18 protein-coding genes and 1 pseudogene are annotated in these 26,973 nt (G+C 66.7%); 9 read left to right on the forward strand and 10 right to left on the reverse strand.

From position 1 onward, the window contains the following. Positions 1-18 precede the first annotated feature (18 nt). A pseudogene (locus ACZYZF_RS05065) lies at positions 19-465 on the reverse strand (hypothetical protein); the annotation flags it as partial. 461 nt (positions 466-926) lie between these two features. Then, the gene (locus ACZYZF_RS05070; RefSeq protein ID WP_463743237.1) at positions 927-3,794 is read right to left on the reverse strand and encodes an MMPL family transporter; all 2,868 of its coding nucleotides are present in this window, start codon (positions 3,792-3,794) and stop codon (positions 927-929) included. A 267-nt stretch (positions 3,795-4,061) separates the two neighbouring features. On the opposite strand from ACZYZF_RS05070, the gene ACZYZF_RS05075 reads away from it, so the two are divergent. From ACZYZF_RS05075 to ACZYZF_RS05090, 4 genes are all read left to right on the forward strand, one after another. Continuing rightward, positions 4,062-4,619: a hemophore gene (locus ACZYZF_RS05075; RefSeq protein WP_463743236.1), complete on the forward strand. Its 558-nt coding sequence runs from the start codon at positions 4,062-4,064 to the stop codon at positions 4,617-4,619. Between the two features lie 168 nt (positions 4,620-4,787). After that, positions 4,788-5,171: a heme-binding protein gene (locus ACZYZF_RS05080; RefSeq protein WP_463743235.1), complete on the forward strand. Its 384-nt coding sequence runs from the start codon at positions 4,788-4,790 to the stop codon at positions 5,169-5,171. 76 nt (positions 5,172-5,247) lie between these two features. After that, positions 5,248-5,916 (forward strand): response regulator transcription factor, encoded by a 669-nt coding sequence (locus tag ACZYZF_RS05085; protein WP_167769574.1) that lies wholly within the window; start codon positions 5,248-5,250, stop codon positions 5,914-5,916. Positions 5,917-5,942: 26 nt separating this feature from the next. Then, on the forward strand, positions 5,943-7,289 hold the full coding sequence (locus tag ACZYZF_RS05090) for a HAMP domain-containing sensor histidine kinase (protein ID WP_463743234.1): 1,347 nt from the start codon (positions 5,943-5,945) through the stop codon (positions 7,287-7,289). Here ACZYZF_RS05090 and ACZYZF_RS05095 read toward each other — a convergent pair. From ACZYZF_RS05095 to ACZYZF_RS05105, 3 genes are read right to left on the reverse strand one after another with little or no spacing between them, the layout of a single operon-like run. Continuing rightward, a complete protein-coding gene (locus ACZYZF_RS05095; RefSeq protein WP_463743233.1) occupies positions 7,277-7,642 on the reverse strand; it encodes a DUF3054 domain-containing protein in 366 nt (121 codons plus the stop codon). The genes ACZYZF_RS05090 and ACZYZF_RS05095 overlap by 13 nt on opposite strands. Next, entirely contained in the window at positions 7,629-8,828 is a 1,200-nt protein-coding gene (locus ACZYZF_RS05100) for a peptidoglycan DD-metalloendopeptidase family protein (RefSeq protein ID WP_463743232.1), read from the reverse strand. The genes ACZYZF_RS05095 and ACZYZF_RS05100 overlap by 14 nt, the downstream gene beginning before the upstream one ends. A gap of 23 nt (positions 8,829-8,851) precedes the next feature. Next, positions 8,852-9,955 carry a lysylphosphatidylglycerol synthase transmembrane domain-containing protein gene (locus ACZYZF_RS05105; protein WP_463834734.1) on the reverse strand — a complete coding sequence of 368 codons (1,104 nt, stop codon included), beginning with the start codon at positions 9,953-9,955 and terminating at the stop codon, positions 8,852-8,854. 72 nt (positions 9,956-10,027) lie between these two features. Here ACZYZF_RS05105 and ACZYZF_RS05110 point away from each other — a divergent pair, with 72 nt between their 5' ends. After that, complete coding sequence (locus ACZYZF_RS05110) at positions 10,028-11,176, forward strand: AI-2E family transporter (RefSeq protein WP_463743230.1); 1,149 nt, start codon at positions 10,028-10,030, stop codon at positions 11,174-11,176. 8 nt (positions 11,177-11,184) lie between these two features. Here ACZYZF_RS05110 and mmpL3 read toward each other — a convergent pair whose 3' ends face one another. The 3 genes from mmpL3 to trmB form a co-directional block, all read right to left on the reverse strand. Beyond that, positions 11,185-14,235 carry a trehalose monomycolate exporter MmpL3 gene (mmpL3, locus tag ACZYZF_RS05115; protein ID WP_463834736.1) on the reverse strand — a complete coding sequence of 1,017 codons (3,051 nt, stop codon included), beginning with the start codon at positions 14,233-14,235 and terminating at the stop codon, positions 11,185-11,187. Between the two features lie 66 nt (positions 14,236-14,301). Continuing rightward, complete coding sequence (locus tag ACZYZF_RS05120; RefSeq protein WP_463743228.1) at positions 14,302-15,018, reverse strand: NYN domain-containing protein; 717 nt, start codon at positions 15,016-15,018, stop codon at positions 14,302-14,304. Continuing rightward, entirely contained in the window at positions 15,015-15,836 is an 822-nt protein-coding gene (gene trmB / locus ACZYZF_RS05125) for a tRNA (guanosine(46)-N7)-methyltransferase TrmB (RefSeq protein WP_463744136.1), read from the reverse strand. The genes ACZYZF_RS05120 and trmB overlap by 4 nt, the downstream gene beginning before the upstream one ends. Before the next feature lie 208 nt (positions 15,837-16,044). Here trmB and ACZYZF_RS05130 point away from each other — a divergent pair, with 208 nt between their 5' ends. From ACZYZF_RS05130 to ACZYZF_RS05140, 3 genes are all read left to right on the forward strand, one after another. Further along, complete coding sequence (locus ACZYZF_RS05130) at positions 16,045-16,962, forward strand: P-loop NTPase family protein (protein ID WP_463834738.1); 918 nt, start codon at positions 16,045-16,047, stop codon at positions 16,960-16,962. Next, complete coding sequence (locus ACZYZF_RS05135; RefSeq protein WP_463834739.1) at positions 16,959-18,491, forward strand: hypothetical protein; 1,533 nt, start codon at positions 16,959-16,961, stop codon at positions 18,489-18,491. The genes ACZYZF_RS05130 and ACZYZF_RS05135 overlap by 4 nt, the downstream gene beginning before the upstream one ends. Positions 18,492-18,646: 155 nt before the next feature. Next, positions 18,647-20,476, forward strand: coding sequence for a phosphoenolpyruvate carboxykinase (GTP) (locus tag ACZYZF_RS05140; protein WP_463834740.1), 1,830 nt, complete (start codon positions 18,647-18,649; stop codon positions 20,474-20,476). A 105-nt stretch (positions 20,477-20,581) separates the two neighbouring features. Here ACZYZF_RS05140 and ACZYZF_RS05145 read toward each other — a convergent pair whose 3' ends face one another. After that, complete coding sequence (locus ACZYZF_RS05145) at positions 20,582-23,632, reverse strand: MMPL family transporter (protein ID WP_463834742.1); 3,051 nt, start codon at positions 23,630-23,632, stop codon at positions 20,582-20,584. A gap of 85 nt (positions 23,633-23,717) precedes the next feature. Between ACZYZF_RS05145 and ACZYZF_RS05150 the strand changes: the two genes are divergently transcribed. Next, positions 23,718-24,284 carry a TetR/AcrR family transcriptional regulator gene (locus ACZYZF_RS05150; protein ID WP_463834743.1) on the forward strand — a complete coding sequence of 189 codons (567 nt, stop codon included), beginning with the start codon at positions 23,718-23,720 and terminating at the stop codon, positions 24,282-24,284. Between the two features lie 8 nt (positions 24,285-24,292). On the opposite strand, the gene ACZYZF_RS05155 is transcribed toward ACZYZF_RS05150, so the two are convergent. Then, positions 24,293-26,944 (reverse strand): ATP-binding protein, encoded by a 2,652-nt coding sequence (locus tag ACZYZF_RS05155; RefSeq protein ID WP_463834745.1) that lies wholly within the window; start codon positions 26,942-26,944, stop codon positions 24,293-24,295. Positions 26,945-26,973: the final 29 nt, after the last annotated feature.

The following is a 26,973-nucleotide window of genomic DNA, read 5'->3' on the forward strand; positions in this document are numbered from 1 at the left end:
GCGCCTGACCGAGGCGGACTATTTGGCCGAACGCTGTGAGGAGAGCTTGGCGAACCGGTCCGAGAGCCGTTGCATGCGCAGGAGCAGCGAGGCCGGTGGACTGACGGTGCCTTCCAGGTAATCCGCGAAGGACTCGTTGGACACTCCGATTCGCGAGGCGAACTCGGGCGCCTGCAGTTCGGAGCGACGCAGCATGGCCTGGATCTGCTGGGCCACCTCGGTGCGCTCGGTGGCTTCCAGGTGCTCACGGGTGCGCACCAGGACCTCCGACAGCGCTTTGGACACTCCGTACGGCCGGGCGGTCTGCAGTACTTCTTCGACCTGTCGGGCGGTCCGGCCGTAGGGGTCACGCTTGATGGCGGCGACGATGCGCTGCCATACCGCCATGTCGTCGGTCTCCAGGGCCGAACGGATCGCCGCGGTCGGCCAGTACTCGACCGGCCGATCGTCGAAGGCGGGTTGACGCTGCGGCGGCGCGGCCTGGCCCTGACGTGGTTGTCGTGGCTGTGCCGGCTGCTGCGAGCGCTGTACCGGTGTGCGTGGTGTCTGCGTGCCTTGCCCCTGTGTGCGCTGTGCCTTGGTGTCCTGCCCAGGAGTGCGTTGCTCCTGTGTCCGTTGTACCTGTACGGGCGCGTTCTGGGAGCGTTGTGCCGAACTGCGTTGCCCGGAAGTGCGTGACGCCGTGTCGCGCGGTGTCGCCGTGCGCGGAGTCGATGCGGTGCGCTGAGCCGACGCAGGACGTTGAGTCGACGCCGGCCGCTGAACGTTGGTCCGTTGGGTGGCAGTGCGCTGGGCCGACGAGCGCTGCCCGGCGGTGCGTTGGGCAGCAGGTGCCTGGGGACGTCGAGGAGACGTTTGGGCCGGCTGAATTTCGTCGCGACGCGCAGTCCGCGCATCCCTCGGTTCCCGGACGTCGGGGGCCAACGTCACTTCGCCTCCTCCAGCATCGCTACCGCAACTGACAGGCAGCGCTGCCTGACCTTCTCCCATTCGGCAGCCGCATCCGGGTCCGACATCGCGAACTCGTGTTCATCGGATGGTTGCGGGTCGGCCAGCCGCCGCACCAGCTGCGTGGCCACCCATCTGCTCTTCGGGTTCTGCCCACAGTAATACCGGTCCATGCCCGACAACACCAGCGCTGCAGTCTCGGTTTCCATCGACTCGGCAAGATCAGCAAACTCTTCAAAGTCTTTGGTGCTGTTGCGGCACATGACCAGATAACTTTTGAGCCGCAGGGTTTCGGCGCCTGTCGGGATCTGCAGCCGATCACCGGTCGGCAGTTGCACGTTGGTGGTCTCGACCGGGCCGAGGCGTTCCATCGGAGCGCGCTGCGCCTCGGCCTCGGCCTCCAGCGCGTCCACGGCTACCGAAAGCCTGCCTCGCCACATCGTCACCGGGTGCACCCCGGGGCAGCGTTTCGGGCCGCCCGGCCGCCGCGCCGCGAGCCGCGCCGATGATTTGCTGCAGCCGCTGAACGCCAGTGGATCGGTGACGATGATCGTCTGTGGGGCAAGATGTTTCATCCGGGCGGCGGTACGGACCATCATGCGCAGGTCCGACCCGCTCGGACCGAGCGCGGAGATGTCGTCGGGGATGATCACGAGATCGGTGACCTCGACCTTCGGCAACGGCTTCTCGAAGTCCACCTCCGGCAGCAGCCGGTCCAGCCAGTGCGGCAGCCACCAGTTCCATTCGTCGAACATGGCCATCAGTGCGGGCACGAGGATCAGCCGGACCACGGTCGCGTCGACGGCGATGGCCACCGCACAGGCCACCCCGAGCTGGGCCACCAGCGGCATGCCGGCAAAAGCGAACCCGATGAAGACCGCGATCATGATCAACGCAGCGCTGGTGATGGTGCGCGCGCTGGTGCTGACTCCGTAGGCAACCGCGTCACGGGTGTTGTTGGTCTGCAGGAACCGCTCCCGAATCCGGGTGAGCAGAAAGATCTCGTAGTCCATCGACAGACCGAAGGTCATTGCCAGGACCAACGGCGGAACCGTGCTGTCGAGCGAGCTGATCTTCTCGAAGCCCAACTCCTCGAACCAGCCCCACTGGAAGACGACCACCAGGCTGCCGTAGGCCGCGGCCACCGACAGCACGGTCATCAGCACACCCTTGAGCGCCAGGAATACCGACCGGATCGACACCAGCAGCATCACGAAGGCGATCAGCGCGACGAACAGGAACACCAGTGGCTGGGTGCTGGACACCCGGTCGTCGAAGTCCTTGATCAGGGCGGTCGGGCCGCCGACGTCGACTCGTGCGTTCGACCCGGCCGCTGCGGGCAGGTTGTCGCGCATCCAGTCGACGGCCTCGCGGGCGGCCAGGTCTTCCGGGTCGACCGACAGCACGGCGGACAGCAGCGCGCTGGTGTTGTTGTCGGCGAACACGGGCGGCTGCACGTTCACCACGTGCGGTGTCCTGGTCATCTCCTGGCGGACCGCGTCGATCGTGGCGGTGCCCCTAGGACCTGAAGCACCGGCGCCGTCTCCCCCCGGAAAGGTCACCAGCACCCGAACCGGGCCCAGCGCGCCGGGACCCAACGCATCGGCGGCGGCGTTGACCCCGCCGCGGATCTCGTGAGTGGGCTCGAACTGGCGCTGCATGCTGTTGCCCAGCACCATGCCGAACGCCGGTGCCGCCAGGATGAGCAACAGGATCGTCGCTCCGACGGCCGAAGCCCACGGACGACGCATGACCGCGCCGGTCCATCGGGTCCAGAAACGCGACTGGGTGGCCTCGGCGCGCCGCGACCAGTGCAGGTAGGAGGACCGCTTGGCGGCGGCATTGCCGAAGGTCGCCAGCACCGCCGGGGTCAGCGTGGTGGAGGTCAGCACCGCGACCGCCACGGCCAGGATGGCGCCGGTGGCCATCGATACCAGGACGGGGGTGTTGATGATGTAGATGCCGGTGACCGAGGCGATCACCGTGAGTCCCGAAAGTGTCACCGCCAGACCGGAGGTGGCCATCGCGGCGTCGACCGCATCGGCCGGATCACGCCCGGCGCGTAGCTCTTCGCGGTACCGCATCAGGATGAACAAGGAGTAGTCGATGGCCAAGGCGATGCCGAACATCGACACCGTCGACGTGACGAACACGCTCATCTGCGTGTACATCGACAGCAGATAGACCAGGCCCATGGTCACCACGACCGTGCAGATGCCGAGCACCAGCGGCAACGCCGCGGCGGCCAGTGAGCCGAACACCGCCAGCAGCACGATCAACACGATCGGCAGGTTCCACTTCTCGGCCGCGGCGATGTCGTGCTTGGTGGCCTGGGTGGCGGCGGCACCGAGGGCGCCCTGCCCGATGACGTAGAACTTGACCTTGCCGTTCTCGCTCTCACCCGGATCTTCGCCGTGCACCCCGACCTTCTGGCGGAGCTGCTTGGCCACGTCTACCGCGCCGGTGTTGTTGAAGTCCAGCTGCAACGTGAGGACGTACGGCCGGTCGGGCTGCGGGGCCGGCTGTTGCGGATTCGGCACGATCTTGACGCTGGGCACCTGGCCGGCGATCTTCTCCAGCGTGGCCACCGCGGCGTTCATGTCCTCGAACGAGGCATCCGCGCGCGGAGAGGCGATCAGGGCAAGCGGGGACGCGCCCTGATCCGGGAAATGTTCCTCGAGCTGCCGCTGGACGTGGAGCGACTGTGAACCTTCGACGTCGAAACCGCCGCCGGTCAGATTGGACGACTGGTTGATCGCGAGGTAGATCGAGGGCACCAGAAGCAGTAACCATGTCGCGAAAACCGCCCAGCGGAATCTGCGCAGATAGCTGCTCAAGCGCATCATGAACTGCTGGATGCGAGGTCCCCGCTTTCTCCCCCAACATGGCTGGGCGTGTCCTGGCTTGTGTCAGCGAGAGCGTACCTCTACCGGTGTAGGGTGACCCGCTCTCTTCGGGTTCTGAGATCGCCCTGAGACTTCTCACAGCAATATCCACAGCTGACCTCCGTAGCGTTACGTCAGTGTCGCTAACGGAACAGCGCCGGCCGGCGACATAGCCAAGGACGACCCCGGCTGACGCGTGCGCCGGGGCCCACGCTGAAGGAGTTCTCCATGCAACCGACCAACGGTGGATTGCGCCGCTCGCTGGCCGTGGCTTTCGCGGCGACTGCGGCGGGCGGTGCGACGGTGGCCGCGCTCATGGTTCCGTCCGCCACAGCTGCGACCGATCCCTGTGCGGCCAGTGAGGTCGCCCGCACCGCGGGCGGTGTGGCCACCAACATCGGCAACTACCTGGACACGCATCCACAGACCAACCAGGCCCTGACCACGATCAGTCAGCAGCAGGGTGGAGCCCAGTCGATCGCGGCTCTCAAGACCTACTTCGATGCCAACCCGCAGGCTGCCAAGGACATCCAGCAGTTGCAGCAGCCCCTGACCGCGCTGGGCACGCGCTGCAAGCTGCCGGTCACCCTGCCGCAGCTGATGGGGCTGGTGCAGGCCACCCAATCACCGGCCGGGACTGGTGCCGGCAGTTTGCCGGGCTCCCTGCCCTCGGCGCAGAACGTCGGAGTGCCCAGCGTCGCGGTGCCGGCGCAATCCTCACCGGCCTCGGCCGTGGCCCCGGGCTCCGGTCCGCTTCCGGGACCGGCCAGGGCCTCGACGCGCTAGGTCCACCGTCCTCGCGTCGTCGCGGTGGCGCCGCTGAACTGCGGGTTTGCGGCCCGAAGTGGCGGTTTGCGCACAAGGCAGGAAAGTCGTCACGGATTCTGCTTAGCTTTCTTGAGCCGATAACCGTTTGGGGTTACGGCCTTCCCCATCCGATGAAGGAGCTTGACCATGTTGCTCTCGGCCCGAAATGCGCGGCGCGTGGTAGCTGGCGTGGCCGGCACCGGCGCTGTAGCTGGTGCGATGCTGTTCGGCGCCATCCCGTCGGCGCTGGCCGACGACCCGGCGAACAACCCACCCAACTGCAGCGCAGCCGACCTGGCCGGCGTGGCGTCGGGTGTGTCGGCATCGACCTCGGCTTATCTGTTCACCCATCCCGACGTGAACAACTTCTTCACCGGCCTGGAAGGCCTGCCGCGTGAAGAGGTGAAGACCAAGGTGCAGGACTACATGGACGCGAACCCCCAGACGAAGGCCGAACTGACCGGTATCCGCCAGCCGCTGGTAGACCTGAAGAACCGCTGCGGCGAAGCTCCGGCTCCCTCCATCCCGTAACCGAGTGCGGGTGGATGCAACCCCCGCCAGCGGCGAAGGACACGTGACACCCGAGAGCGTGAACCGCACGGTGCTGATGGTCGACGACGACCCGGATGTGCGTACCTCGGTTGCCCGCGGATTGCGGCATTCGGGGTTCGATGTCCGGGTCGCGGCGTCCGGCAAGGAGGCACTGCGCCTGTTGTCGAACGAGTCGCATGACGCGCTCGTGCTCGACGTTCAGATGCCCGAACTCGACGGCGTCGCCGTGGTCACCGCGCTGCGGGCATTGGGCAACGAGATCCCGATCTGCGTGTTGTCGGCGCGTGACACGGTCAACGATCGCATCGCGGGCCTGGAAGCCGGCGCGGACGACTACCTGACGAAACCGTTCGACCTCGGCGAGCTCGTGGCACGCCTCAACGCATTGTTGCGTCGGGCCAGCCACACCGACCGTCCGTCGGACACCATGACCGTCGGGGCGCTGACCATCGACACCGCCCGCCGGTTGGTGTTCGTCGGCGGGGACCGCGTCGACCTGACCAAGCGGGAATTCGACCTGCTGGCCGTGTTGGCGGAGAACACGGGTGTGGTGTTGTCCCGGCAGCGGCTCCTCGAGTTGGTCTGGGGATACGACTTCGATGTGGATACCAATGTGGCTGACGTCTTCATCTCGTATCTACGGCGCAAGCTCGAGCGACCCGACGTGCCCCGGGTGATCCATACCGTCCGCGGGATCGGGTACGTCCTGCGGGAGGATGCGTGATGGATTCGGTGAGGAACCAGCAGTAGGTGCGGATCTTCGGCTTCATCCGTTCCGCGTCGTTGCGCACCAGGGTCGCGGTGGCCGCGGCGCTGGCGGCTGCGGCGGTGGTCGCGGTGTTCACCATCCTGACCTCGGTGGTGTTGGCGAACAACGACTCTGCACAGTTGGATCGCAGGCTTGATTCGATCGTCGATGCCAGCATCAACCCCGAGCATCTCCAGGATCCGACGCGCGGCGTGTTGACCACCGGCCGGTCACGTTCGACGGGGCAGGTGGTGTTCCAGCGGGGCTTCCAGCTGCCCGCGCTGCCGCCGGGTACCGAGACCGTCGAGGTCAACGGCGTCGACTACCGGGTGCGCACCGTCCAAGTGGACCAGCACGGTGGTGTGCTGATGTCCATCGGTATCCGTGCGGACAGTATTTTGTTGAGCCCCAACAGGATTCCGCTGTACAGCGTGTTCGGTGTGGCGACTGTGTTGGTGGCGGGCGGTCTGGGCTGGCTGTTAGCGGGGCCGGCCATCCGGCCGCTGCGCAAACTCACCGAGCACACCTCGAAATTGGACAGCGGCACCGACACGATGCCGAAGGTGCGTGGCGTGCGGGAAGCCGAGGACCTTTCGGAGGCGATGGCAGGCATGCTCACCCGCCTGGCCACCGCACAGCGCGCCACCACCAATTCCCTTCAGGCGGCACAGGATTTCGCCGCGAACGCCGCGCATGAGCTGCGCACCCCGCTGACGGCGATGCGCGCGGACCTGGACACGCTGCGCATCCACAACCTGCCCGAATCCGAACGGGACGAAGTGGTCGCCGACCTGTCCCGTGCACAGCGCCGGGTGGAGGCCATCATCACCGCGCTGGGCCAACTCGCCTCGGGGCAACTGGCCCAGGCCGAGGACCGCGAATTGATCGACCTCGCCGATCTGCTCGACCGGGTGGTCCGGGAGAACGCCAGGGGCACCGAGCATGTCCGGATCGACGTGCACGTCGCCGACGACATCGGCCTGGTGATGGGCTGGCCCGGCGGCCTGCGTATTGCGGTGGACAACCTGGTTCGCAATGCGATCGTCCACGGCGAGGCCACCCGGGTCGTGCTGACCGCACACCGCAGCAACGAGTTCCTGGTCATCACCGTCGACGACAACGGCCGTGGGCTACCGGTCGAGGAGCACCAGACGGTGCTGGGCCGGTTCCGCCGGGGCAGCACCGCGATGGCAGGCGGTTCCGGACTGGGCCTGGCACTCGTGGCGCAGCAGGCCCAGTTGCACGGCGGCGAGATCACATTGTCCGACGGGCCACTCGGTGGCTTGCGGGCCACGCTGACCGTGGCCATGTCGGCCTCACCGACACAGGATGCGGCTCAGGCAGATTGACGGCGTCGCAGCCCGGCGAGCACGGCACGCCAGCCCAACAGCAGCAGGGCCGTGGTCAGGGAGGCGACGATGATGAAGCTGACGGCCACACCGGCGGAAGTCAGTTTGCGCAGCACCATGCCGACCACCACCGTGCTGACCCACACCACGATCCCGGTGGGCGCCAACGACGTCGGCCGCTGCCAGCCGCGGGAGAGCAACCAACCCACCAGCGTCCCGGTCAAAAACGGCCATGCGGTCTCGGCCACGCCGGCCACCGTCAGGCCCTCGGCGTGGCTGCGCCGTCCGATGGTGCAGAACACCACCACACAGATCAGGTCGGCCAGGAAGGCCGTGCCGCTAGCTCGTCGCATAGGTCATCACATCCAGTACCAGTGGGCTGACGTCGGTTTGGTCGCGTTCGGCGAAGCCCGGTTGCCGTGCGGCCGGCTTCCCGTCGAAGAGTGCGTCCGCGGCGCTCAGCGACGTGAGCCGGGAATCCAGCCGGAACGATTTGAAGGTAAATGGTAAGCCATTGGACGCCAATGGATCCGGCCCGTCCATCACATGGAAGTGCAGATGCGGCGCATCGGAGTTGCCGGAGTTGCCCAGGGTGCCGATGACCTGCCCGGTGCTGAGTTTGTCCCCCGGCTTGACCTTGAGACTGTTCGGTTGCAGATGCGCGTAGAAGGCGTAGTTGCCGTCGCCGATGTCCTGCACGATGTGGTTGCCGCCGTACTGCGCAAGAGTGAGACCCTTCGGCGTGACGCCTGGGACCTGCTCGTTCAGTCCGTCGAGTACCGCCACCACCGGTCCGTCGGCGACTGCGTGGATCTCCGAGCCGAAATACGGGTAGCTCGTGACCTTCGCCCGGTCACCCGCGAAGATCCGGCCGTCGGCGCCGAGCTGCGCATAGTCGATCGCGAATCGTTCTGCCGCCCAAATCTTTCCGTTGATCGGGTTGAGTGCCATGCGGTGCGGTGTCATATCACAGCAACTGTTGGCGTCGACCCAGTTGTCACCGGTCAGCGGCGGGGAGATGGACACCGGCTTACGGGTCTGGACGGACACCGGCGCCAGGGACTCGGTCAGTGTCGGCGGAACGAGCGGAGGCATCGGCTTGGCCACGGTGATCCCGAGTTCATGGGTGAGCTCTCCGGGCACCTGCGTCGGATCGTCGGCGATCACGTCCAGCCACACGTAGGCACTCTGTCCGGGTCCGATCACGTTGGTGCCGACGGCGGAATTGCCCACCGCCCGGGTCCAGTACTTGAGGCTGTCCCCGGACAGCGTGAGCAACTTGCGGTCACCGGCCACGGTGCTCAGTGAGTTGAGCGTGACAGCCCCCGGTGAGGTGTTGGTCAGCATCAGCTCGTACGCCAGGTGAGTGCGCCCATCGGTGGCCGCCACCGGGACCGGTTCGGCCAGAACCGATCCCACCACCGGCGTGACCACCGGCGGCGGGGTGGTGGTTGTGGTGGACTCCGACTGCGGAGTCTGTGCCGACGAACATCCCGCCAAGGTCAGCATGAGCACTGCGATCGCGTACCGGACTCGCATGGACGTCTCCTAGCGCTCGGGGTTCAGGATTCGGATTTCGGGGAGGGTGCTTCGGCCCCCGGTTGGATTGCCGGCCCGCCGGCGTCCGGATCGACGTCCTTCTCCGTCCGGAACATGAAGAAGAACACCACCCACCCGATTGTCGAGATGAAGATCCAGCTGACCAGCCGATAGATCAGCATCGCCGAGATCGCCGCGGCCAGCGTCATCCCGGAGGACACCAGGCCGGGTACCAGCACCGCCTCCACCACCAGCAGACCGCCCGGCATCAACGGGATCGCCCCGACCGCCCTGGCTGCGGCGTAGGCGACGGTGACTCCGGCCAGCGACGGATGTCCGCCTGCGGCATAGCAGGCGAACGCCAGGCAGGCCACGTCGGCGACCCAGTTGAACATCGACCAACTGAAAGCCACCGCGAGGTCCCGGCGGCCCAGGCTGACCGACTCCAGTTGGTGCAGGATTTCGCGCCATTTGGGCAGTCCGGCGTCTGAAGGCTTGCCGCGGAACGAGTTCACCCACGACAACACCTTGGCGCCGATTCCGTCGATCAGTTCCGGTCGGGTGGCCACGGCCTGGGCCAGCAGAATGATCGCCAGGAACGCGCCGAGCGAAAAGATCAGCGACAGTGGGTTTTTGCTGGCACCCAGCATGAGCGCCCCGCCGAGGCCCAGCAGCGCCAGACCCACGACCTGCAGCACCCCTGACATCACCAGCTGCCACGAGGCCACCAGCGGCGAGGCACCCCAGATGCGTTGTTGGCGGTAGACGAACGTCGCCGAGAGCACCGGGCCGCCGGGCATGGTGGTGGACAGCGCGTTGCCGGCGTAAAAAGCGGCCTCCGAACGCCATTGTTTGACGGGCACTCCGGCCGAGCGCAGCAGTGTCCGCTGGATCTGGGCGAAGCTGTGCATCGAGGCCATCGCGGCGCCCACTGCCGCCAGCACCCACCATCCGTTCGCGGTGAGCAGGCTGCGCCAGGCCTTCGCCAACTGGTCCCAGACCAGGGTCACCTCGACAGCGAGCACCGTGACCGCGAGTGCGATGATCGCCCATCGCACCCACCAGTACTTGCCGCGCGTGGAGCCGGCCCGGTCCCGGGCTGTGTCGGCCGGCGCGTCCTGTGACACGCCCTACAGGGTAACCGCGCAGGTCGCGCCGACATCACGGGTTGCGGCGGCGCGCCGCATTAGGCTACCGACATGTCACTGGATCCTGTTGCTGATGAGGCCGTCACGCCGTTCGTCCGCAAGGTTGCTGCCTGGTCATGGCGACTCCTGGTCATTCTGGGGGCCATCCTGGCATTGCTGTGGCTCATCAAACACCTTGAGGTGATCGTGGTGCCGGTGGCCCTGGCCACCATGGTCGCTGCGTTGCTGTTGCCCGCCGTCGATTTCATGGACCGCCGCGGGGCACCCCGCGGAGCCGCGGTCGCGCTGGTGTTGCTGGCCAGTTTCGCGGTGGTCGGCGGAATCCTGAGCTTCGTCATCTCCCAATTCATCGAGGGCGCACCGCAACTCGTGGAACAGGTGACCCGAAGCATCGACGGGCTGCGCAACTGGCTGATCAACGGCCCGCTGCAGCTGAGCAAGGAGCAGATCGACCAAGCCGGCAACACCGCGATCGAGGCGCTGCAACGCAACCAGGAGAAGCTCACCACAGGTGCGTTGTCCACCGCGGGCACCCTCACCGAGCTGCTCACCGGCGCGCTGTTGGTGCTGTTCACGCTGATCTTCCTGCTGCAGGGCGGGCGCAGCATCTTCGCGTTCGTCACCAAGGTGTTTCCAACCCATGTGCGTGACCGGGTCCAGAGCGCCGGGCGGGCCGGTTTCCATTCTTTGGGCGGCTACATGCGAGCCACGTTCCTCGTGGCCCTGGTCGACGCGGTAGGCATCGGTACCGGGCTGGCGATCATGGGCATCCCGCTGGCGCTGCCACTGGCGTCACTGGTGTTCATGGGCGCCTTCATCCCGCTCGTCGGTGCGGTCGTCGCCGGATTCCTGGCGGTGGTGGTGGCGCTGCTGGCGAAGGGGTTTGTCTACGCCCTGATCACCCTCGGCCTGATCATCGCCGTGCAGCAGCTCGAAGGGCATGTGCTGCAACCGCTGGTGATGGGCCGTGCTGTGTCGATCCACCCGCTGGCGGTCGTGTTGGCCATCGCCGGCGGTGGCGTGCTGGCCGGTATCGTCGGCGCCCTGCTCGCGGTACCCACCGTGGCGTTCATCAACAGCGCGACGCGGGTTCTGCTGTCCGCGGCCCCGGACGCCGAGGAGGCCCGGCAGGAGGACGCCGAGGGCGTGCTCATCGAAGCCACGCCCAACGACCTACCGCCGGAGGATCCGGAACGTTAACCGGGCTCCTACAGCCGTCCCTCGCGGCGCAGCAGATCCTGCGCACTCATCCCGCCACCGCGACGCGGGGGTTCGTCGTCACGGGGGTTGAACTTCTGGGTCGACGGATCCTGATCACGTTGACGTGGCGGCGGATTCGGACCGGGACCCGGTCCCGGTCCTGGTCCCGGACGCTGCGCGTTGAATGCCGTCGTCGGTGCACTTTCCCCACCACCGGACGGTGGCCGTTGCTGCTGTTGCGGCATCGCGCGGGTGGCGTCGGCCGAGGGTCGAGGCGCCGGCGCCGGCGCCGGCGCCGGCGGCACAGGGGGAGGCGGTGGCGGAGTGCCGTTGGACGGGCCGCCCTTGGCCGGGCCGCCGCGCAATGCACCGAGCCACGACTCGATCTCACGATCTTCACGCTGCGGGGGTCCCGCCGGGCCGACGCCGGGCCGCGCGGTCGGCTGCGGGGTGCGCTCCGTGCTCGCGTTGGTGTTGCCGGTGGCGGTGTTGACGGTGTTGACCGCCGTGTTCACCGCGTTGCGTACGGCGTTACGGGCCATGGCGAACCGGGTGGTGGGCGGCTCTTGGTTGGTAACCGGCGGCTGCTGCTGTGCCGGTGTGTGAGGCGGGGCGATCCGCGCCGTGCCTGCCGCCGAGGGCGCGTTGGTCCGAGGCATCTGCGGGCGCATGGGCTCGGCCGCGGGATGGGTCGGATCGTGTGGCCGAGGTGCCGGCAGGGCGCCGACTCCGGCCAGGGCGCGTGGGTCCTCGCCGGAGTCCTGCGCCATCGGGCGTTTGCGCTCGTCGGGCAGTTCGGTCTCACCGAGGCCCAGCTTCTGTTGGATGCGCTTCATCCAGTGCGGAGCCCACCAGCAGTCATCGCCGAGCAACTTCATGATGGCCGGTACCAGGAACATCCGGATCACCGTGGCGTCCAGCAGCAGGGCGATGAGCAGACCGAAAGCCAGGTACTTCATCATCACCAGGTCGGAGAAGGCGAACGCACCGACCACCACGGCCAGAACCAGGGCCGCGCCCGTGATCAGGCGGCCGGTGGTCGCGGTGCCGATGCGAATGGCCTCCGCAGTGGACATGCCGCGTTCCCGGGCCTCCACCATGCGGGATACCAGGAAGACCTCGTAGTCGGTGGACAGACCCCAGATCACCGCGATGATCAAACCGATCATCGGTGCCATCAGAGGCTGCGGGGTGTAGTTGAGCAGCCCGGAACCGTGACCACCTTCGACGAACATCCAGGTCAAGATGCCCATCGTGGACCCGAGTGTGAGCGCGCTCATGAGTGCGGCCTTGATCGGCAGCACTATCGATCCGAATGCCAGGAACATCAGCACGGTCGTGGTGAGAACCAGGATCACCGCCAGCAGTGGCAAGTTGTCGAACAGGCTCTGAATACTGTCCTGCGCCAGAGCCGGCGTGCCACCCACATAGACGTGGGTGCCGTGCGGAGCGGGAATGGCCCGCAGCTCGTTGATCTTCGCCGGTGCGTCGCTGCTGTTCACCAGACCGTTCTGGATGCTGCGAACCGACGGATCCTTGGACCCGCTTTCCTGGGCGTTACGTTCCTGCCACATCTTCGACGGGTCGTCGGTGCCGGTGAATCCAGACAGCGCCGCGGCCTTGGACCGCAATTCGGCGAGCTGCTGGTCGGTGACCGGTTTGTCGTCGTCGCTCTGGATCACCATGGTCAGCGGTTCGGTACGGAAGCCGGAGAAGAGTTTGTCGAACTCCTCCTGGGCCATGCGCACCGAGTTGTCCGGCGGCAGGTACTTCTCGCTCATACCGCCGAGCGCGAGCTGGCCGAGCGGGATGACGAGCAGGGTCATGACGACCAGGATCGGCGTGGCGAAGGCGATCGGCCGCTTCATCACGACGTTGACCAGCTTGCCCCAGAATCCCCGTTCGACCTCTTCGCGGGTTTTCGTCTTCTGCGTCTTCTCGGCGAACCAGTCGATGATCTTCCGGGAGAACGGCCAGTTGGCCAGGAAGGGCACCTTCAGCAATGTCGTCACACCCAGTGCGTCGACTCTGGGCCCCAGGATGGCCAGAACGGCCGGCAAAACCGTGATCGACAGGAATGCCGCCAGCAGCACCGAGGCGATGATGGCGTAGGTGATCGATTTCAGGAAGCCGAGCGGGATCAGCAGCAGGGGCAACGAAGACGCCACGATGATCACGGAGGAGAACGCGACGGTTCGTCCCGACGTCATCACCGATCTTCGGACCGCAGCCTCTACGTCATACCCCTCGGCCAGCTCTTCTCGGAACCGGCTGACGATGAACAGGCCGTAGTCGATGGCGATGCCGAAGCCCATCATCGTCACCACCGGCTGGGCGAAGAAGTGCACGGGCCCGAACTCGGCGGTGAGCCTCAGGATGCCCAGAGCACCGGCGATGGTCAGGCCACCGATGATTGCGGGCAGAGCCGCGGCGACAGCTCCGCCGAACACGAAGAACAGCACCACCGCCACCAGCGGCACGATCGCCAGCTCGGCGCGTTTCTGATCGGTGCCGATCGTGCCGGTCAACTCGCTGGCCAGCGGGTTCAGCCCGGCCAGTTTGATATCGCCGTCGTTGACCTTCCTCAGGTCAGGCTCGATGGCTTGGTAACTCTTCAGAATCGTGTCGTCGTCGTCGCCCTTGAGCGGCACGCTGATGAAGGTGTGCTTCAGGTCCTGCGTCTTCATCTGGTTGACGAGTTCGTCGGTGGTGTCAGGGGCCTTGAGCCAACCCACCCAACCGACTACCTGATCCGGGTGATCCTTGACCACCTGATCGAGCTCCCCGCTGACCTTCTTCTGCCACGCCTTGTCGGTGACCTTCTTGTCATCCGGCGGCGTCAGGATGGCGACGACATGGCTGGTTCGATCACGGCCGTAGACCTCGTCGCCCAACAGCGAGGCCTGGACCGACTGGCTGCCCTCGTCGTAGAAACCACTCTGGGTGACGTGCTCTCCGAGACTGGCGCCATAGAGGCCGCCACCTAGGCACAGCGTCACCATGACACCGATGACGATGTACCTGAACTGGTACACCGTTCGACCCCACCAGGCGAACACTTAGGCTCCTAACGCTTTCTAAAACTTGTGGTGACCCGCGATTGGACTGACGAAGGTCTTCAGTTGTTACACACGCGCGGTCAGTAGCGATGACAGCGGCCGGAACGGCTGTAGCCATGCTCCCTGCTCGGGCAGCGAGTCCAGGCCGATCCGTGGCAACGGTTCCCGGAACACACCGGGAATATCCTCCAGATCGACAAACTCCAAGGTATCCGACGCTAACGCCCAGCTCGCATGTTCGCGAAATCCGAGCACCTGCACCGGGGTGCCCTCACGGGCTATTTCTTCCAGTGGTTGCCGGAACGCCTGTCCGTCGGCTGAGGCAACCAGAACCGCTGCCAGTCCTTCGCTGCGACGCAGGGCGATGTGATCGAGCATGTCGCTGTCGACATCGCTGTCGTCGTCGATCTTCGGCTTCGCGAAGACGGCGAAACCCACGTTACGCAACGCTTCCACCCATGGGCGCACTACATCGGCGCTACCTGGGGCGATGTTGGTGAAGACGGTGGCCTCGGGCTCCAGTGACACATCCTCGGAGTCGCCGAATTCGGCGGACAGGTCCGCGGCGTACCCGAGCAGCCAGCGGCCCAACGCGTCGAAGCGGGGACGGTGCGCCGCGGTGGGGCGGCCACCCAGGATCGCGCCCAGCCCCATGTCGAGGTTCGGCGCGTCCCACACCAGCAGTACCCGCCGTGGGGGCGTGCCGGCCGGTACGTCGGCGCCGGCGCTGGATCGGGCCTCTACCTGCGCTGTGTCGTCCTGCATGTCTTCGGTCACACTCATGGCAGTTTCTCCCACACCAACTCGGTGACGTCGGGGCCGGCCAGGGCCTTGCGTTCGTATTTGGTGACCGGACGCTCGATCGAGATCGGCAGTCCCCCGCGAGCGGGAGGGGCCCCCGGCGTCCCTGTCTCGACCCGGCGCAGCCGCGGCTCGGCGTCTCCGACCTCGGCGATGTGCTCGGCATATCCGGCGTGGTCGGTCGCCGCGTGCAGAATTCCGCCGGGACGCAACCGGTCGGCGATCAGCGCCACCGTGGCCGGCTGCAGCAGGCGGCGCTTGTGATGGCGGGCCTTGGGCCAGGGATCCGGGAAGTACACCCGCACGCCGGTCAGCGTCCCGCTGCCGAACATGTGCTCGAGTACGTCGACGCCATCGCCGCGAACCAGGCGGATATTAGTGACGGGTGACGAGGTCTGGGCGGAGCGGTCGATCGCGCTGAGCAGTTGGGCCAGGCCTTTTCGGTAGACCTCGACCGCGATCACGTCCAGATCCGGCTCGGCCTGGGCCATCGCCAGCGTGGAGGTCCCGGTGCCGGAGCCGATCTCCAGGATCAGCGGGGCCGAGCGGCCGAACCAGGCCGCGGTGTCGAGGTCGACGACCGGTGTCGAATCCTCGTCCCGGGCCTGCATGCCGATCTCGGGCCACAGCCGGTCCCAGGTTTGTTGCTGGGCGGGCGACAGCGTCGACCGCCGGGTGCGGAAGCTGGTCACCCGGGGAAAACGGTGCGGCTGGGCGGACGGCACGTCGGCCGCCTCATCTGCCGGCGCCGGCCCACCGACATCGGATGCGGACGGGTGCATCCGTCCATGGTCTCTTATCGGGGGCGGTGTGCCCGCATCGTGGTAGAGATTGATACCCAACAGTTGCCTCCAGCTGCCAGGCCTTAAACATCCGTTCGCGAGTCCGTCCGGGCCGTGTCACGATTTTTCGTGAGGCAACGGGTTGCGCCCGTCACCACGCAGGGAAGGCCGCCAGATTTTCGCAGACGAGCTCACATGCTTTGCCGACCGTGACGGTGATGCGCGGTTGGCGGAGATCTGTGCGCGGGTTTCGGCTCCGATCAGGGTCGATGTGCGCGGGCGTCGCGGCGTGGGCGTGCGCACCGTGGCCTCCGCCCTGGCCGGTGCGGGCTACGAGCTCGCGGACACCGGCGACGTAGCCGTGCTCGTGATCGCCGAGGTGCTCAAACCCGAGGATGAGGCTGTGCTCGACGGGCTGACCCGGGCGGGCCGGCCGGCGATTGTCGTCCTCAACAAGGCGGATCTGGCCGGGTCCGGGCCCGGAGGTCCGGTCGCGACCGCCCATCACCGGGCCGGCCGCCTGCAGAAGCTGGCCGGAGTGCCGGTGGTGCCGATGGTCGCGCTGTTGACTCGGGCGGTTCTGCCGCAGCGTCTGGTCGATGCGCTCCGGTTGTTGGCCGCTGAACCCGCCGCCCTGACGTCGCCGGACGCCTTTGTGACGGGTCCGCACCAGGTGGAACGCGTCGTGCGCGCCGAGCTGCTGCGACGTCTCGACCGGTTCGGGATCGCGCACACGACGCTGGCGTTGAGCCGGGGCGCGGCCGCTGAGAGCTTGTCCGGGCTGTTGCGCCGGCTCAGTGAGGTCGACCAGGTGGTGGCGGCCATCGATACCGCGGCCGCATCGGTCCGCTATCGGCGGGTGCGATGGGCGCTGGCCGAGCTGCGTGCGGTCGGCGGCCCGGCGGTGGGACGCTTTCTGGCCGCCGACGAGACGGTGATCGCGGTGATGGCCGCGGCCGTCGAGGTGGTGCAGGCCGACGGGGTGACGGTGGATCCCACCGCCGACCGTGACGCCCATCTGTGCCGGGCCCGCCACTGGCGGCGCTACCGTGACGGTCCGGTGAACGCCTTGCACCGCAGTTGTGGCGACGACATTGTGCGAGGGTCATTGAGACTGTTGGGTGCGGCGGGTAAGGGGCGATGACCGACGTGGATACGGCCCGGGATGAGGTCGTGGCGGATGCGGTGGCGGCGGCTGACGCCGTGGTTGCGGCGATCGATCCCGGCCTGAACTCGCCGGGCGTGGACACCCGTGATGCGGTGCTGGTGGCCGGTCCGTGGTTGGCGGGGTCAACGAGTGTCATGGCGGCGTTGCGGGAGCTGATGCCCCAGACCACGTTCGTCGAATCCACCGAACTGGTGGCCGGTGAGGCGCCGGCGGCCGTGGTTTTCGTGGTTTCGGCGGCCGCCCCGATTACCGAATCTGATTGTGCCCTGGTCGATTTGGCTTCGCGATACACCGATCTGGTCGTCGGGGTGGTGTCCAAGATCGATGCGTACCGCGACTGGCGCGACGTGCGCGACGCCGATGCGGAGATCCTGAGCGCGCGCGACGAGCGCTACGAGCGCATGCCCTGGGTGGGGGTGTCGGCCGCACCCGATCTGGGTGAGCCGCAGCTCGACAAGCTCGTCGAACTGTTGGCCGGCCGGTTGGCTGACTCCGACACCGCGCGCCGGAACAGGCTGCGCGCCTGGGAAACTCGCCTGGAAGCGGTGATCGGCAGGTATGAGGCCGACGGATCCGGGGCTGACCGCCAGGCACGGGTGGATGTGTTGCGGGAGCGTCGCGCCGAGGTGGCCAGGGCGCGCAGGCTGACCCGTACCGAGCGCAGCATCGGGTTGCGCAGTCAAATGCAGCAGGCCCGGGTTCAACTCGGCTACTTCGCCCGCAACCGGTGTAACTCGGTGCGCACCGAACTGCAGGAGGACGTCGCCGGGATCAGTCGTCGCCGGATTGCGACGTTCGAGGAGTATGCGCGTCAGCGCGCCGGCGAGGTGGTCGGCGAGGTCGACGAGGGCGTGACCGCGCACCTGCGCGGGGTCGCGGCAGAGCTCGAGCTGCCTGCCCCCACGGCGTCGGCCCCGGCGGTGGCTGGATTGCCGGCTCAGCCGGCGGCGGCCGGATTGCCGGCTCAGCCGGCGGCGGCCGTACCCGACCTGCCGTCGCCGCCCCTCAAATCCCGCACGCCCGAGACCCGCCTGATGCTGGTTCTGGGCGCGGGCTTCGGACTGGGTGTCGCGGTGGCGGTCAGCCGGCTGCTGGTCGGTGCGGCGCCGCGACTGGCCGTGGCCGGGCTCGCGGTCGGCGCGGTGGTGGGTCTGCTGCTGGCGGTCTGGGTGGTCGGCACCCGCGGGCTGCTGCACGACCGGGCCGTACTGGACCGTTGGGTCGGTGAGATCACCACGACCCTGCGTTCGGCGGTTGAAGAACTCGTCGCGACGCGGGTGCTCGCCGCCGAGACCGTACTCACCACCGAACTGGCGGCCCGAGAGGAAACCGAGACCGCCGCAGCAGCTGCGAAGACCGCCGCGATGGACGCCGAACTGCGTGAACATGCCATCGCCACCGCGCGCGCAGCGGCTCAGCGGGACCGTCGGATCCCGCCCTTACAGCGCGCGCTGACGGCGGTACGGGCCGATTTGTACGGCAACGGCGATGCTACTGGTGAGTAACCTTCCGATAACGTCCATCTGAATCGTTCCTGTGAGTGATCGGACATACCACTGGTTCACAGTGGGTATGTGACCCGCGTTAACCTCTACCCAAGGGGTAGCCGTGATCGCGTCGAACGCGGGTTGGGTTACACAAACCTACGCAGGAGAATTTGATGACCTCAGCGACCATTCCGGGTCTGGACACCGCACCGACGAAACATCAGGGACTGCTGGCCTGGGTCCAGGAGGTCGCAGAGCTGACTCAGCCCGACCGGGTGGTTTTCGCCGACGGGTCCGCCGAGGAATATGACCGGCTTGCCGCCCACCTGGTCGAGGCGGGCACCTTCCAGAAGCTGAACGACGAGAAGCAGCCGAACTCATACCTGGCGCTCTCCGATCCCTCGGATGTCGCCCGGGTGGAATCGCGCACCTTCATCTGCTCCAAGCGGGAGATCGACGCCGGCCCCACCAACAACTGGATGGAGCCCGCCAAGATGCGCGGGATCTTGACCGACCTGTACCGCGGCTCGATGCGTGGCCGCACCATGTACGTGGTGCCGTTCTGCATGGGCCCGCTGGACGCCGAGGACCCCAAGCTCGGTGTGGAGATCACCGATTCCGAGTACGTCGTGGTTTCGATGCGCACCATGACCCGGATGGGTCGGGCCGCGCTCGAGAAGATGGGCGACGACGGCTTCTTCGTCAAGGCGCTGCACTCGATCGGCGCACCCTTAGAGCCCGGCCAGGAGGATGTGCCCTGGCCGTGCAACGACACCAAGTACATCACCCATTTCCCGGAGACCCGCGAGATCATGAGCTACGGCTCGGGTTATGGCGGCAACGCGCTGCTGGGCAAGAAGTGCTACTCGCTGCGTATCGCCTCGGCGATGGCCCACGACGAGGGCTGGCTCGCCGAGCACATGCTGATCGTCAAGCTGATCTCCCCGGAGAACAAGTCCTACTTCGTCGCAGCGGCATTCCCGTCGGCCTGCGGCAAGACCAACCTCGCGATGCTGCAGCCCACCATCCCGGGCTGGCGCGCCGAGACCGTCGGTGACGACATTGCCTGGATGCGGTTCGGCAAGGACGGGCGCCTCTACGCCGTCAACCCCGAGTTCGGCTTCTTCGGCGTCGCACCCGGCACCAACTGGGACTCCAACCCGAACGCGATGAAGACCATTGCCGCGGGCAACACCGTCTTCACCAACGTCGCCAAGACCGACGACAACGACGTGTGGTGGGAAGGCCTGGAGGGCGAGCCCGACCATCTGATCGATTGGAAGGGTCAGGACTGGAACCTGCGGGAGGCGGAAACCAAGGCGGCGCACCCGAATTCGCGCTACTGCACGCCGATCGCCCAGTGCCCGACGCTGGCTCCGGAGTGGGATGACCCGCAGGGCGTGCCGATTTCGGCGATCCTGTTCGGCGGTCGTCGCAAGACCACGGTTCCGCTGGTGACCCAGGCCCGCGACTGGCAGCACGGCGTCTTCATCGGCGCCACCCTCGGGTCCGAGCAGACCGCCGCCGCCGAGGGCAAGGTCGGTACCGTCCGCCGCGACCCGATGGCCATGCTGCCGTTCCTGGGTTACAACGTCGGTGACTACTTCCAGCACTGGATCGACATCGGCAAGAACGCCGACGAGTCGAAGCTGCCCGCGGTGTTCTTCGTCAACTGGTTCCGCCGCGGCGACGACGGCCGCTTCCTGTGGCCGGGCTTCGGTGAGAACAGCCGCGTGCTGAAGTGGGCCATCGAGCGCATCGAGCACAAGGCCGACGGCAAGAGCACCCCGATCGGCATCGTGCCGACAGCGGCCGACCTGGATCTGTCCGGGCTCGACGTGGAGCCCGCCGACGTGGACGAGGCCCTGGCCGTCAACGCCGAGGAGTGGAAGGCAGAGCTCCCGATGATCGAGGAGTGGTTCGAGTTCGTCGGCGAGAAGCTGCCCACCGGCATCAAGGACGAGTTCGAGGCCCTCAAGCACCGCCTGTCCGAAAAGTCCTGAGCACCGCGAGCGTGCGTGTCTGTTGGTAGACACGCCGCAACGCGTCAGCATTACGCGCACCCTCGTGACTCACGAGGGTGCGCGTTTGCGTTGGAGGGCAACCCCTTACGTGCGCGCCATCTCGCGCGACGGCCACCACATGCGTTCGCCCAGCAGGCTCATCGCAGCGGGAACCAGGTAGGTCCGCACGACCGTGATGTCCAACAGCAGCCCGATGCCGATCGTGGATCCGATCTGCACCAGATTCAGCACCGTCCCACTGGTCAACGCGAACATGGTGATCGCGAAAACCACTCCGGCAGTGGTGATCACGCTGCCAGTACTGCCGAATCCGCGGATGATGCCACTGATCACCCCGCTGTGGGATTCCTCGCGGATGCGGGCGGCGAACAGCATGCTGTAGTCGGCGCCGACTGCGACCAAGGCCATGAACGACACCGGGAACACCGACCAGTCCAGGCTGATACCGATCAGGTGTTGCCAGATCAACGTCGACATTCCCGCCGCCGCGCCGAAGGACAGCACCACCGCGGCGATCATCAGGATCGGGGCCACCAGGCTACGCAGCATCACGATCAGTACCAGGAGCACTGCCGCCACCGCGACGACACCGAAAAGTGCGAAATCACGCCAGGTTTGGTCGACATGACGTTTGGACAGCGAGGCCAGGCCGGTTGATTCGATCTGGGCGTGCTCCAGCACGGTACCCGTCGCGGCATTGTTCGCCGCGGCGATGACGTCGGGTACCGCACCCATCGCCTCTGCGCCGTACGGGTTCACCGCCCAGACCACCATCATGCGCGCGCTGCGCCCGTCGGGAGAGATCAGCAATTGCTCGCCGGCGGTGAGGCGGCGGTCCGTGCGGCCCTCTTCGGGCAGATAGAAGCCCCGCCCTGCGCCGGTGCTGGTGTCAGCGGACATTCGGTGCAGGAAGTCCGAGGCGCGCGAGAGCCCCGCACTCAGTTCGGTGGTCAGCGTGACCATGGTGTCGGTACCCGTCTTGACCTGGCCCAAGCCCGAGGTGAGACGGCCCAGACCGGTTGTGAGTTCATTGATTCCGGACAGCAGCCGACTCAGTTCCTGATGCGTCTGTTCAGGGGTGCGGGTGCCGAGTTGGTCGAGCATGGCCCGCAGCTTCTTGATGGCCGTGCGTAGGTCGGGCAGCGTGTCCAACGCCGTGGTCACTGGTCCTTCGGGCACCAGCGGCGCGGCGAGCGTCAATCCGTCGATCGCCAGCTGTGCGCGCCCGCCGGTGGCTGCGTTGAGGTCGGCGAAGGCCTGCCTGGCGCGTAGGCACGAGCTGTCCGCCGCGCAGGCAGCCGAAGGCTCCGGCCCGGTGAGTGGATCGAACACGGCGTGTAATGCGGCAGTGGGAGCTGCCAATCGCTCTCGGGCGGAATCGATTTCGTTGACCACCTGGTCCAGGGAATCGGTGGCGTTGGAGATGCTGCGCACCGCGCTCACAACGTCCAGTGACCCGCCGGAGAGCCTACCCACCACCCGATCGGCGGATTCCAGCGTGCCGAGCAGATTGCGCGCCAAGTCGACGAGAGACCGGGCGCCGTCGGTGAGTTCGGGAAGCCTGGCGGCCGCATCCGCTGAGCCGTCGTGAAGTTGGGTCACACCGGAGGCGAGACGCTTCAGCTGTGGGATGGCCTCTTCGACCCGTTCGTGGGCATCGGCCAGACCGGCGCCGACTTGGGCGGTCTGGGAGCCGATGGCGGTCTCGGGCAGTGGCTTTCCCGCGGGCCGGGTGATCGACCGGACGTAGGCGACTTGGGGAAGGTTGCCGATCGACATGGCGATCAGGTCCAGCGCCGCCAGGTCGTTGGTGTTGCGCATGTCGTGGTCGGCCCGGATGGTGATGAATTCCGGCGCCGCCTCGTTGACGCCCCAATGGCGATAAACGGCCTCGTATCCCCGCTTGCTGTCGGTGGCGCGCAGCTGCATCGCGTTCTCGTCGATGTTGGGTTCGAAGGTGAACAGCACCGAACTCATGGCGATGAGAAACGCCAAGGATGCTGCGACGAGCGCGGGTGCGCGACGGATGATGGCCGCGCCGCGCTTGCGCCAGCGTCGTTCGTTGAGCGGACGGGGTTCGGCGTATCCGCGCCGCCCCCAGAGCGCCATGATCGCGGGGGTCAGCGTCAGGCTGACTGCCATGGTTATCGCGATCGACAGCGCGATCGGAGGTCCTGCGGTGCGAAACATCCCGACCTTGGTGAATACCATGGCCATTCCGGCGCCGGCGATGGTCAGGGCGGAGGCGATGACGATACCCGCGGTGTGCGCACCTGACCGGGCAACCGCATCGTCGACAGCCAGCCCGCGGCGTCTGCCCTCGTGATAGTTGGCCAGCAGGAAGATGCCGTAGTCGGTCCCCGCACCCAGCACCATCGCGGTGACCAGGGCGATGGTGAAGTTCGAGACGGTCAGCAGGTCATGACCACCCAGCAACGATATGACCGGTCGTGCGACTGCGAGCGAAATGCCCACGGTGAGAAGCGGAATCATCGAAGTGATCAGCGACCGGTAGACAGCGAGCAGCAGCAGCGTGATCAGCACCACCGAGACCACGGTGATGATGGCCAGCGAGGTATCGATGGCGGAGAACAGATCCGACAGGGTCGGTGCGGCCCCGGTGAAATGGACGTCGAGTCCGGCTGGGCGGGGTATCGCGTCGACCGCGGCGCGGACGTTCTCGGTGGACCGATGCGCACGGGTGGAGCCGACGTCGCCGGTGGTGGCGACGATCAGGTGGATGGCTTTTCCGTCTGGGCTCAGGCCGATTCCCTCGAGTCCGGGGGTGCCGTAGGTGTCGAGCACGTAGGCGACGTCGTCCTTGTCGGCCACCAATCGAGACACCACGTCGCGGTAGTACGCGGTGTCAGCTGCTCCGAGGATCCGGTCACTCGACACCACGATGCTGCCGATCGCCGTGGTGTCGGGGACTCCGAAGTCACGGGACATCTGCCGCAGGGTTTCGGTGGTCGGGCTTTCCGGGGTGAACGGCGCCGAGTGCTCGGCGACCGTGTGTTCCAGCTGAGGGATGGCCAGGTTGAGAACGCCGGCCAGCGCCAGCCACACCCCGAGAATCAACCACGCATGCTTCGCGCAAGCTCTGCTGAGTTTGCCGAAGGCTGCCAGATTGTGCATTCGGGCATCGTAGACCAATTGGTCTATGGATGGTCGACTAGGATGGACCAACTGGTCTATTTCGATGATGAGAAGGGTGGCGGCAGTGGCGGGCCCGCGCGAGCGTCTCATTCGGAGCGCCATTGAGCTGATGCGTGAGTACGGCGTGCACGCGACGGGGTTGAGCGATCTGCTTGAACGCAGCAACACCGCTCGCGGGTCGATCTACCAGCACTTTCCCGCCGGGAAAACTGAACTGATGGAGCAGGCGACGTTGGAGGCCGGGCGAATCATCACCTCGCAGATCCAGCAATTGACGCAGGCTCTGCCCGCTGCGGACGTCATCGGCGCCTTTGTCGCCGGATGGAAGCAGAATCTCGTCGACAGCTCTTTCGCCGCGGGATGTCCCATCATGGCGGCCGCCCAGGCTGGGCCGGACGCACTCGTGCTGCGGGAAGCGTCGGCAGCGGTGTTTGCTGACTGGTCCAGGGTGATTGCGGAGTCGATCGGATCCAAGGGTGTTGACGCCGCCACCGCAGCCTCACTCGGCAGCTTCATCGTCAGCTCACTGGAAGGTGCCATCATCCAGTGCCGCAGCGCCAGGTCGCTGCAGCCCCTCGACGACGCCAGCACTGGTCTGATGATGCTGCTGCGTGGGATCGGCGCGGACTGACTTGGGGGTTACCCCGCGGTGCCCAATTCGGACCGTGCCCGGCCGATCTGTTCGAATGCGTAGTCGGCAACCTCGGTGGCGGTCATACTTGCGCCGGCCGACGCAAGTGACCGGTAGCGGTCTTCACCGAGAACTTCTTTCAGATCCGCGATGGCGGCGTCGATCTCGGGGAAGCCCGCGCGCGCCATCGCGGTCGAGGCGAAGCCGCTGATGGTGGCTGCCGGTTGGTGTCCGCCGAGCCGGTCGAGCAGTGCGGTGAGCAGTCCCAGTGCGTTGCGCATCAGTTCGACGGTGCCGGAGTCGTAGTAGTGCCGGATGGCTTGGATGATGTAGTCGAAGGCATCAGTCAGCTGGCCGCGGTCGGCGGCGAGCCCGGCCAGCAGGCAGGCGAAGATCGATGTCTGCTGTCGATCGCCGCTTTCCTGGGCGAGGTGCCACCCTCGGCGGAGGGCCTGGTAGGCAACTGCGGGCTCAGTCTCCCGGCGGGCCCAGCCGTACCCGAGCAGCGCGGCACCGGCCAGGGCGGGGTTGGCGAGGCTCTCGGCGTCGGTGGGCAGCCGCGCCGACTCGTTCATCGCTTCCGCCGTGGCTCCGCAGACAGCCAATGTCACCGCCAGGACGGTCTGGTTGGCGGTGTGGCGCTGGGGTAGGCGAGCGATCGTTGCCCGGCACCACTCGATTGCCCGGTCGGGCCGGCCCGTCGTGTTGTATCCGGCGGCGACCACGCACGAGAACTCGTCGCCGACATCGTCGAATTCTCCGCTGCCGATCGCCGCCCGGCTGGCTTCGGCGTACTGGTTGAAGTCGTCGAAGCGTCCCAACGCAGCACAGTTGGTGGCGCCCACGAAGAGTTGAGCCAGTCTCGGATGGTGTGCTGTTTGGGCCGTCGGGAGGATCTCCTCGACCCAGGCCAGGGGTTCCCACTGCTCGAGGAAATATCCGAAGTAGATCGCATTCACCGCGACTGAGGCGGCCGCGTCGAGATCGCCGTTGTCGGCGGCCCATCGAAACGCTGTCCGCAGGTTGGGCAACTCGGTTGAGAACCATTCGTAGGCTTCGCGTTGCCTCGGGCTGTCCCACAACGCGAGCACTTCGGACTGCAGGCCCGCGAAGTAGTGTGCGTGTGCTGTGCGTACCGCTTCCGAGTCGCCCGAGTCGACGAGCTGCTCCTCCGCGAATTGACGGATGGTCTCCAGCATCGAGAAGCGAGTGTGCGATGTTGTGGGGTCTGCCACCAGGAGCGACTTCCGGACGAGGGCGTCGAGCAGATCCAGCGTCCCCAGTTCGTCGTCGGAGCCGGCGATGGCGCACGCCGCAGCCAGGTTGAACCCGCCGTTGAACACCGAAAGCCTTGTCAACACGGACTTTTCATCGTTGTCGAGCAGGTCGTAGGACCATTGCACGGCGTGGCTCAGCGTCTGGTGCCGTTCCAGCCCTCGACGTGAGCCCACGAGCAGCCGGAAACGGTCGTCCAGCCGATCGCGGATCTCGGAAGCCGTCATCGACACCATGCGGGACGCCGCGAGTTCGATCGCCAGTGGAATTCCGTCCAGGCGACGGCAGATTTCCACTACCGCGGCGGATTCGACCGGCGAGGTGAATGACGCACGGGGAGAGACCGCCTGAGCTCGATCGATGAACAGTGCCGCGGCCGCGGCACCCGGGCCGTCGCGGGTGTCCAGCGATGCCACCGGCCACAGCTGCTCGTCTTTGAGTCTCAGTCCTTCGCGGCTGGTGGCAAGGACCGTGACTGCCGACGACTGGGCGAGGATCGACTCGATCAGATCGGCGGCCGCGTTCAGGACGTGTTCGCAGTTGTCGAAAACCAGGATGCGGGAGCGTCCTTGGAGGGCCGAGGCAATGCTCTCGGTAACGGTCAACCCGGCTTGCTGGGTGATTCCGAGAACGGCCGCGACCGAGTCCGGGACCGCGGTCGGATCACCGACCGCGGCCAGTTCGATCACGAACGCACCGTCCGGAAATGCGTCGAGCGAGCGGGAGGCGACCTCCAGTGCCAGCCGGGTCTTTCCGACCCCGCCGACACCGGTTAACGTCACCAGGCGATGTGATTTCAGGACCGTGTCCAACTCGGTCAGATCAGCCTCGCGTCCGATGAGGCTCCTGGTCGGAGCCCGCAGATTCCCCGGTCCGGAAGTGGTGGTGTTCAGCGGCGGGAACTCGGTGCGCAGGCCCGCGGCGTGGACCTGGTAGAGGTCAACGGGTTTGGCGATGTCGCGTAACCGTCTCGACCCCAACGAAATCAGGTCGACGCCGCTTAACAGGCCCGCCGTCACCGCGTCGAGCAGGATCTGTCCGCCGTGCCCGGACGCCATGATTCGGGACGCCCGGTTGAGGACGGCGCCGAAATAGTCGTCGTCGCGGTGTTCGGCTTCCCCGGTGGCCAGGCCCATCCGTACCGGCAGCCCCAGCTCCCGCTGTGCGCTCACCGCCGCTTCGACGGCGGCGGACGGCGAGGCGAACGCCGCGCAGACGCCGTCGCCGGTGTGCTTGAAAAGTTGGCCGGCCTGCTCGGCTATCGCGCGGCGCAGCACCTCGTCATGCACCGCCAGGGTGGCTCGCATGCCGTCAGCGTCAGATTCCCACCGTCGGGTGGAACCTTCGATGTCGGTGAACAGAAAGGTGGCGATGCCTGCTGGCATGTCGACGCCGTTCTCAGCGCGCTTCGGTG

This window comes from Mycobacterium sp. IDUB_24, assembly GCF_055419385.1.

Excerpts from the sequence above, each read along its gene's own strand:
- ACZYZF_RS05070 (WP_463743237.1), bottom strand. The coding sequence starts at position 3,794 with ATGATGCGCTTGAGCAGCTATCTGCGCAGATTCCGCTGGGCGGTTTTC.
- ACZYZF_RS05075 (WP_463743236.1), top strand. The coding sequence starts at position 4,062 with ATGCAACCGACCAACGGTGGATTGCGCCGCTCGCTGGCCGTGGCTTTC.
- ACZYZF_RS05080 (WP_463743235.1), top strand. The coding sequence starts at position 4,788 with ATGTTGCTCTCGGCCCGAAATGCGCGGCGCGTGGTAGCTGGCGTGGCC.
- ACZYZF_RS05085 (WP_167769574.1), top strand. The coding sequence starts at position 5,248 with ATGGTCGACGACGACCCGGATGTGCGTACCTCGGTTGCCCGCGGATTG.
- ACZYZF_RS05095 (WP_463743233.1), bottom strand. The coding sequence starts at position 7,642 with ATGCGACGAGCTAGCGGCACGGCCTTCCTGGCCGACCTGATCTGTGTG.
- ACZYZF_RS05100 (WP_463743232.1), bottom strand. The coding sequence starts at position 8,828 with ATGCGAGTCCGGTACGCGATCGCAGTGCTCATGCTGACCTTGGCGGGA.
- ACZYZF_RS05110 (WP_463743230.1), top strand. The coding sequence starts at position 10,028 with ATGTCACTGGATCCTGTTGCTGATGAGGCCGTCACGCCGTTCGTCCGC.
- ACZYZF_RS05120 (WP_463743228.1), bottom strand. The coding sequence starts at position 15,018 with ATGAGTGTGACCGAAGACATGCAGGACGACACAGCGCAGGTAGAGGCC.
- ACZYZF_RS05135 (WP_463834739.1), top strand. The coding sequence starts at position 16,959 with ATGACCGACGTGGATACGGCCCGGGATGAGGTCGTGGCGGATGCGGTG.
- ACZYZF_RS05140 (WP_463834740.1), top strand. The coding sequence starts at position 18,647 with ATGACCTCAGCGACCATTCCGGGTCTGGACACCGCACCGACGAAACAT.
- ACZYZF_RS05145 (WP_463834742.1), bottom strand. The coding sequence starts at position 23,632 with ATGCACAATCTGGCAGCCTTCGGCAAACTCAGCAGAGCTTGCGCGAAG.
- ACZYZF_RS05155 (WP_463834745.1), bottom strand. The coding sequence starts at position 26,944 with ATGCCAGCAGGCATCGCCACCTTTCTGTTCACCGACATCGAAGGTTCC.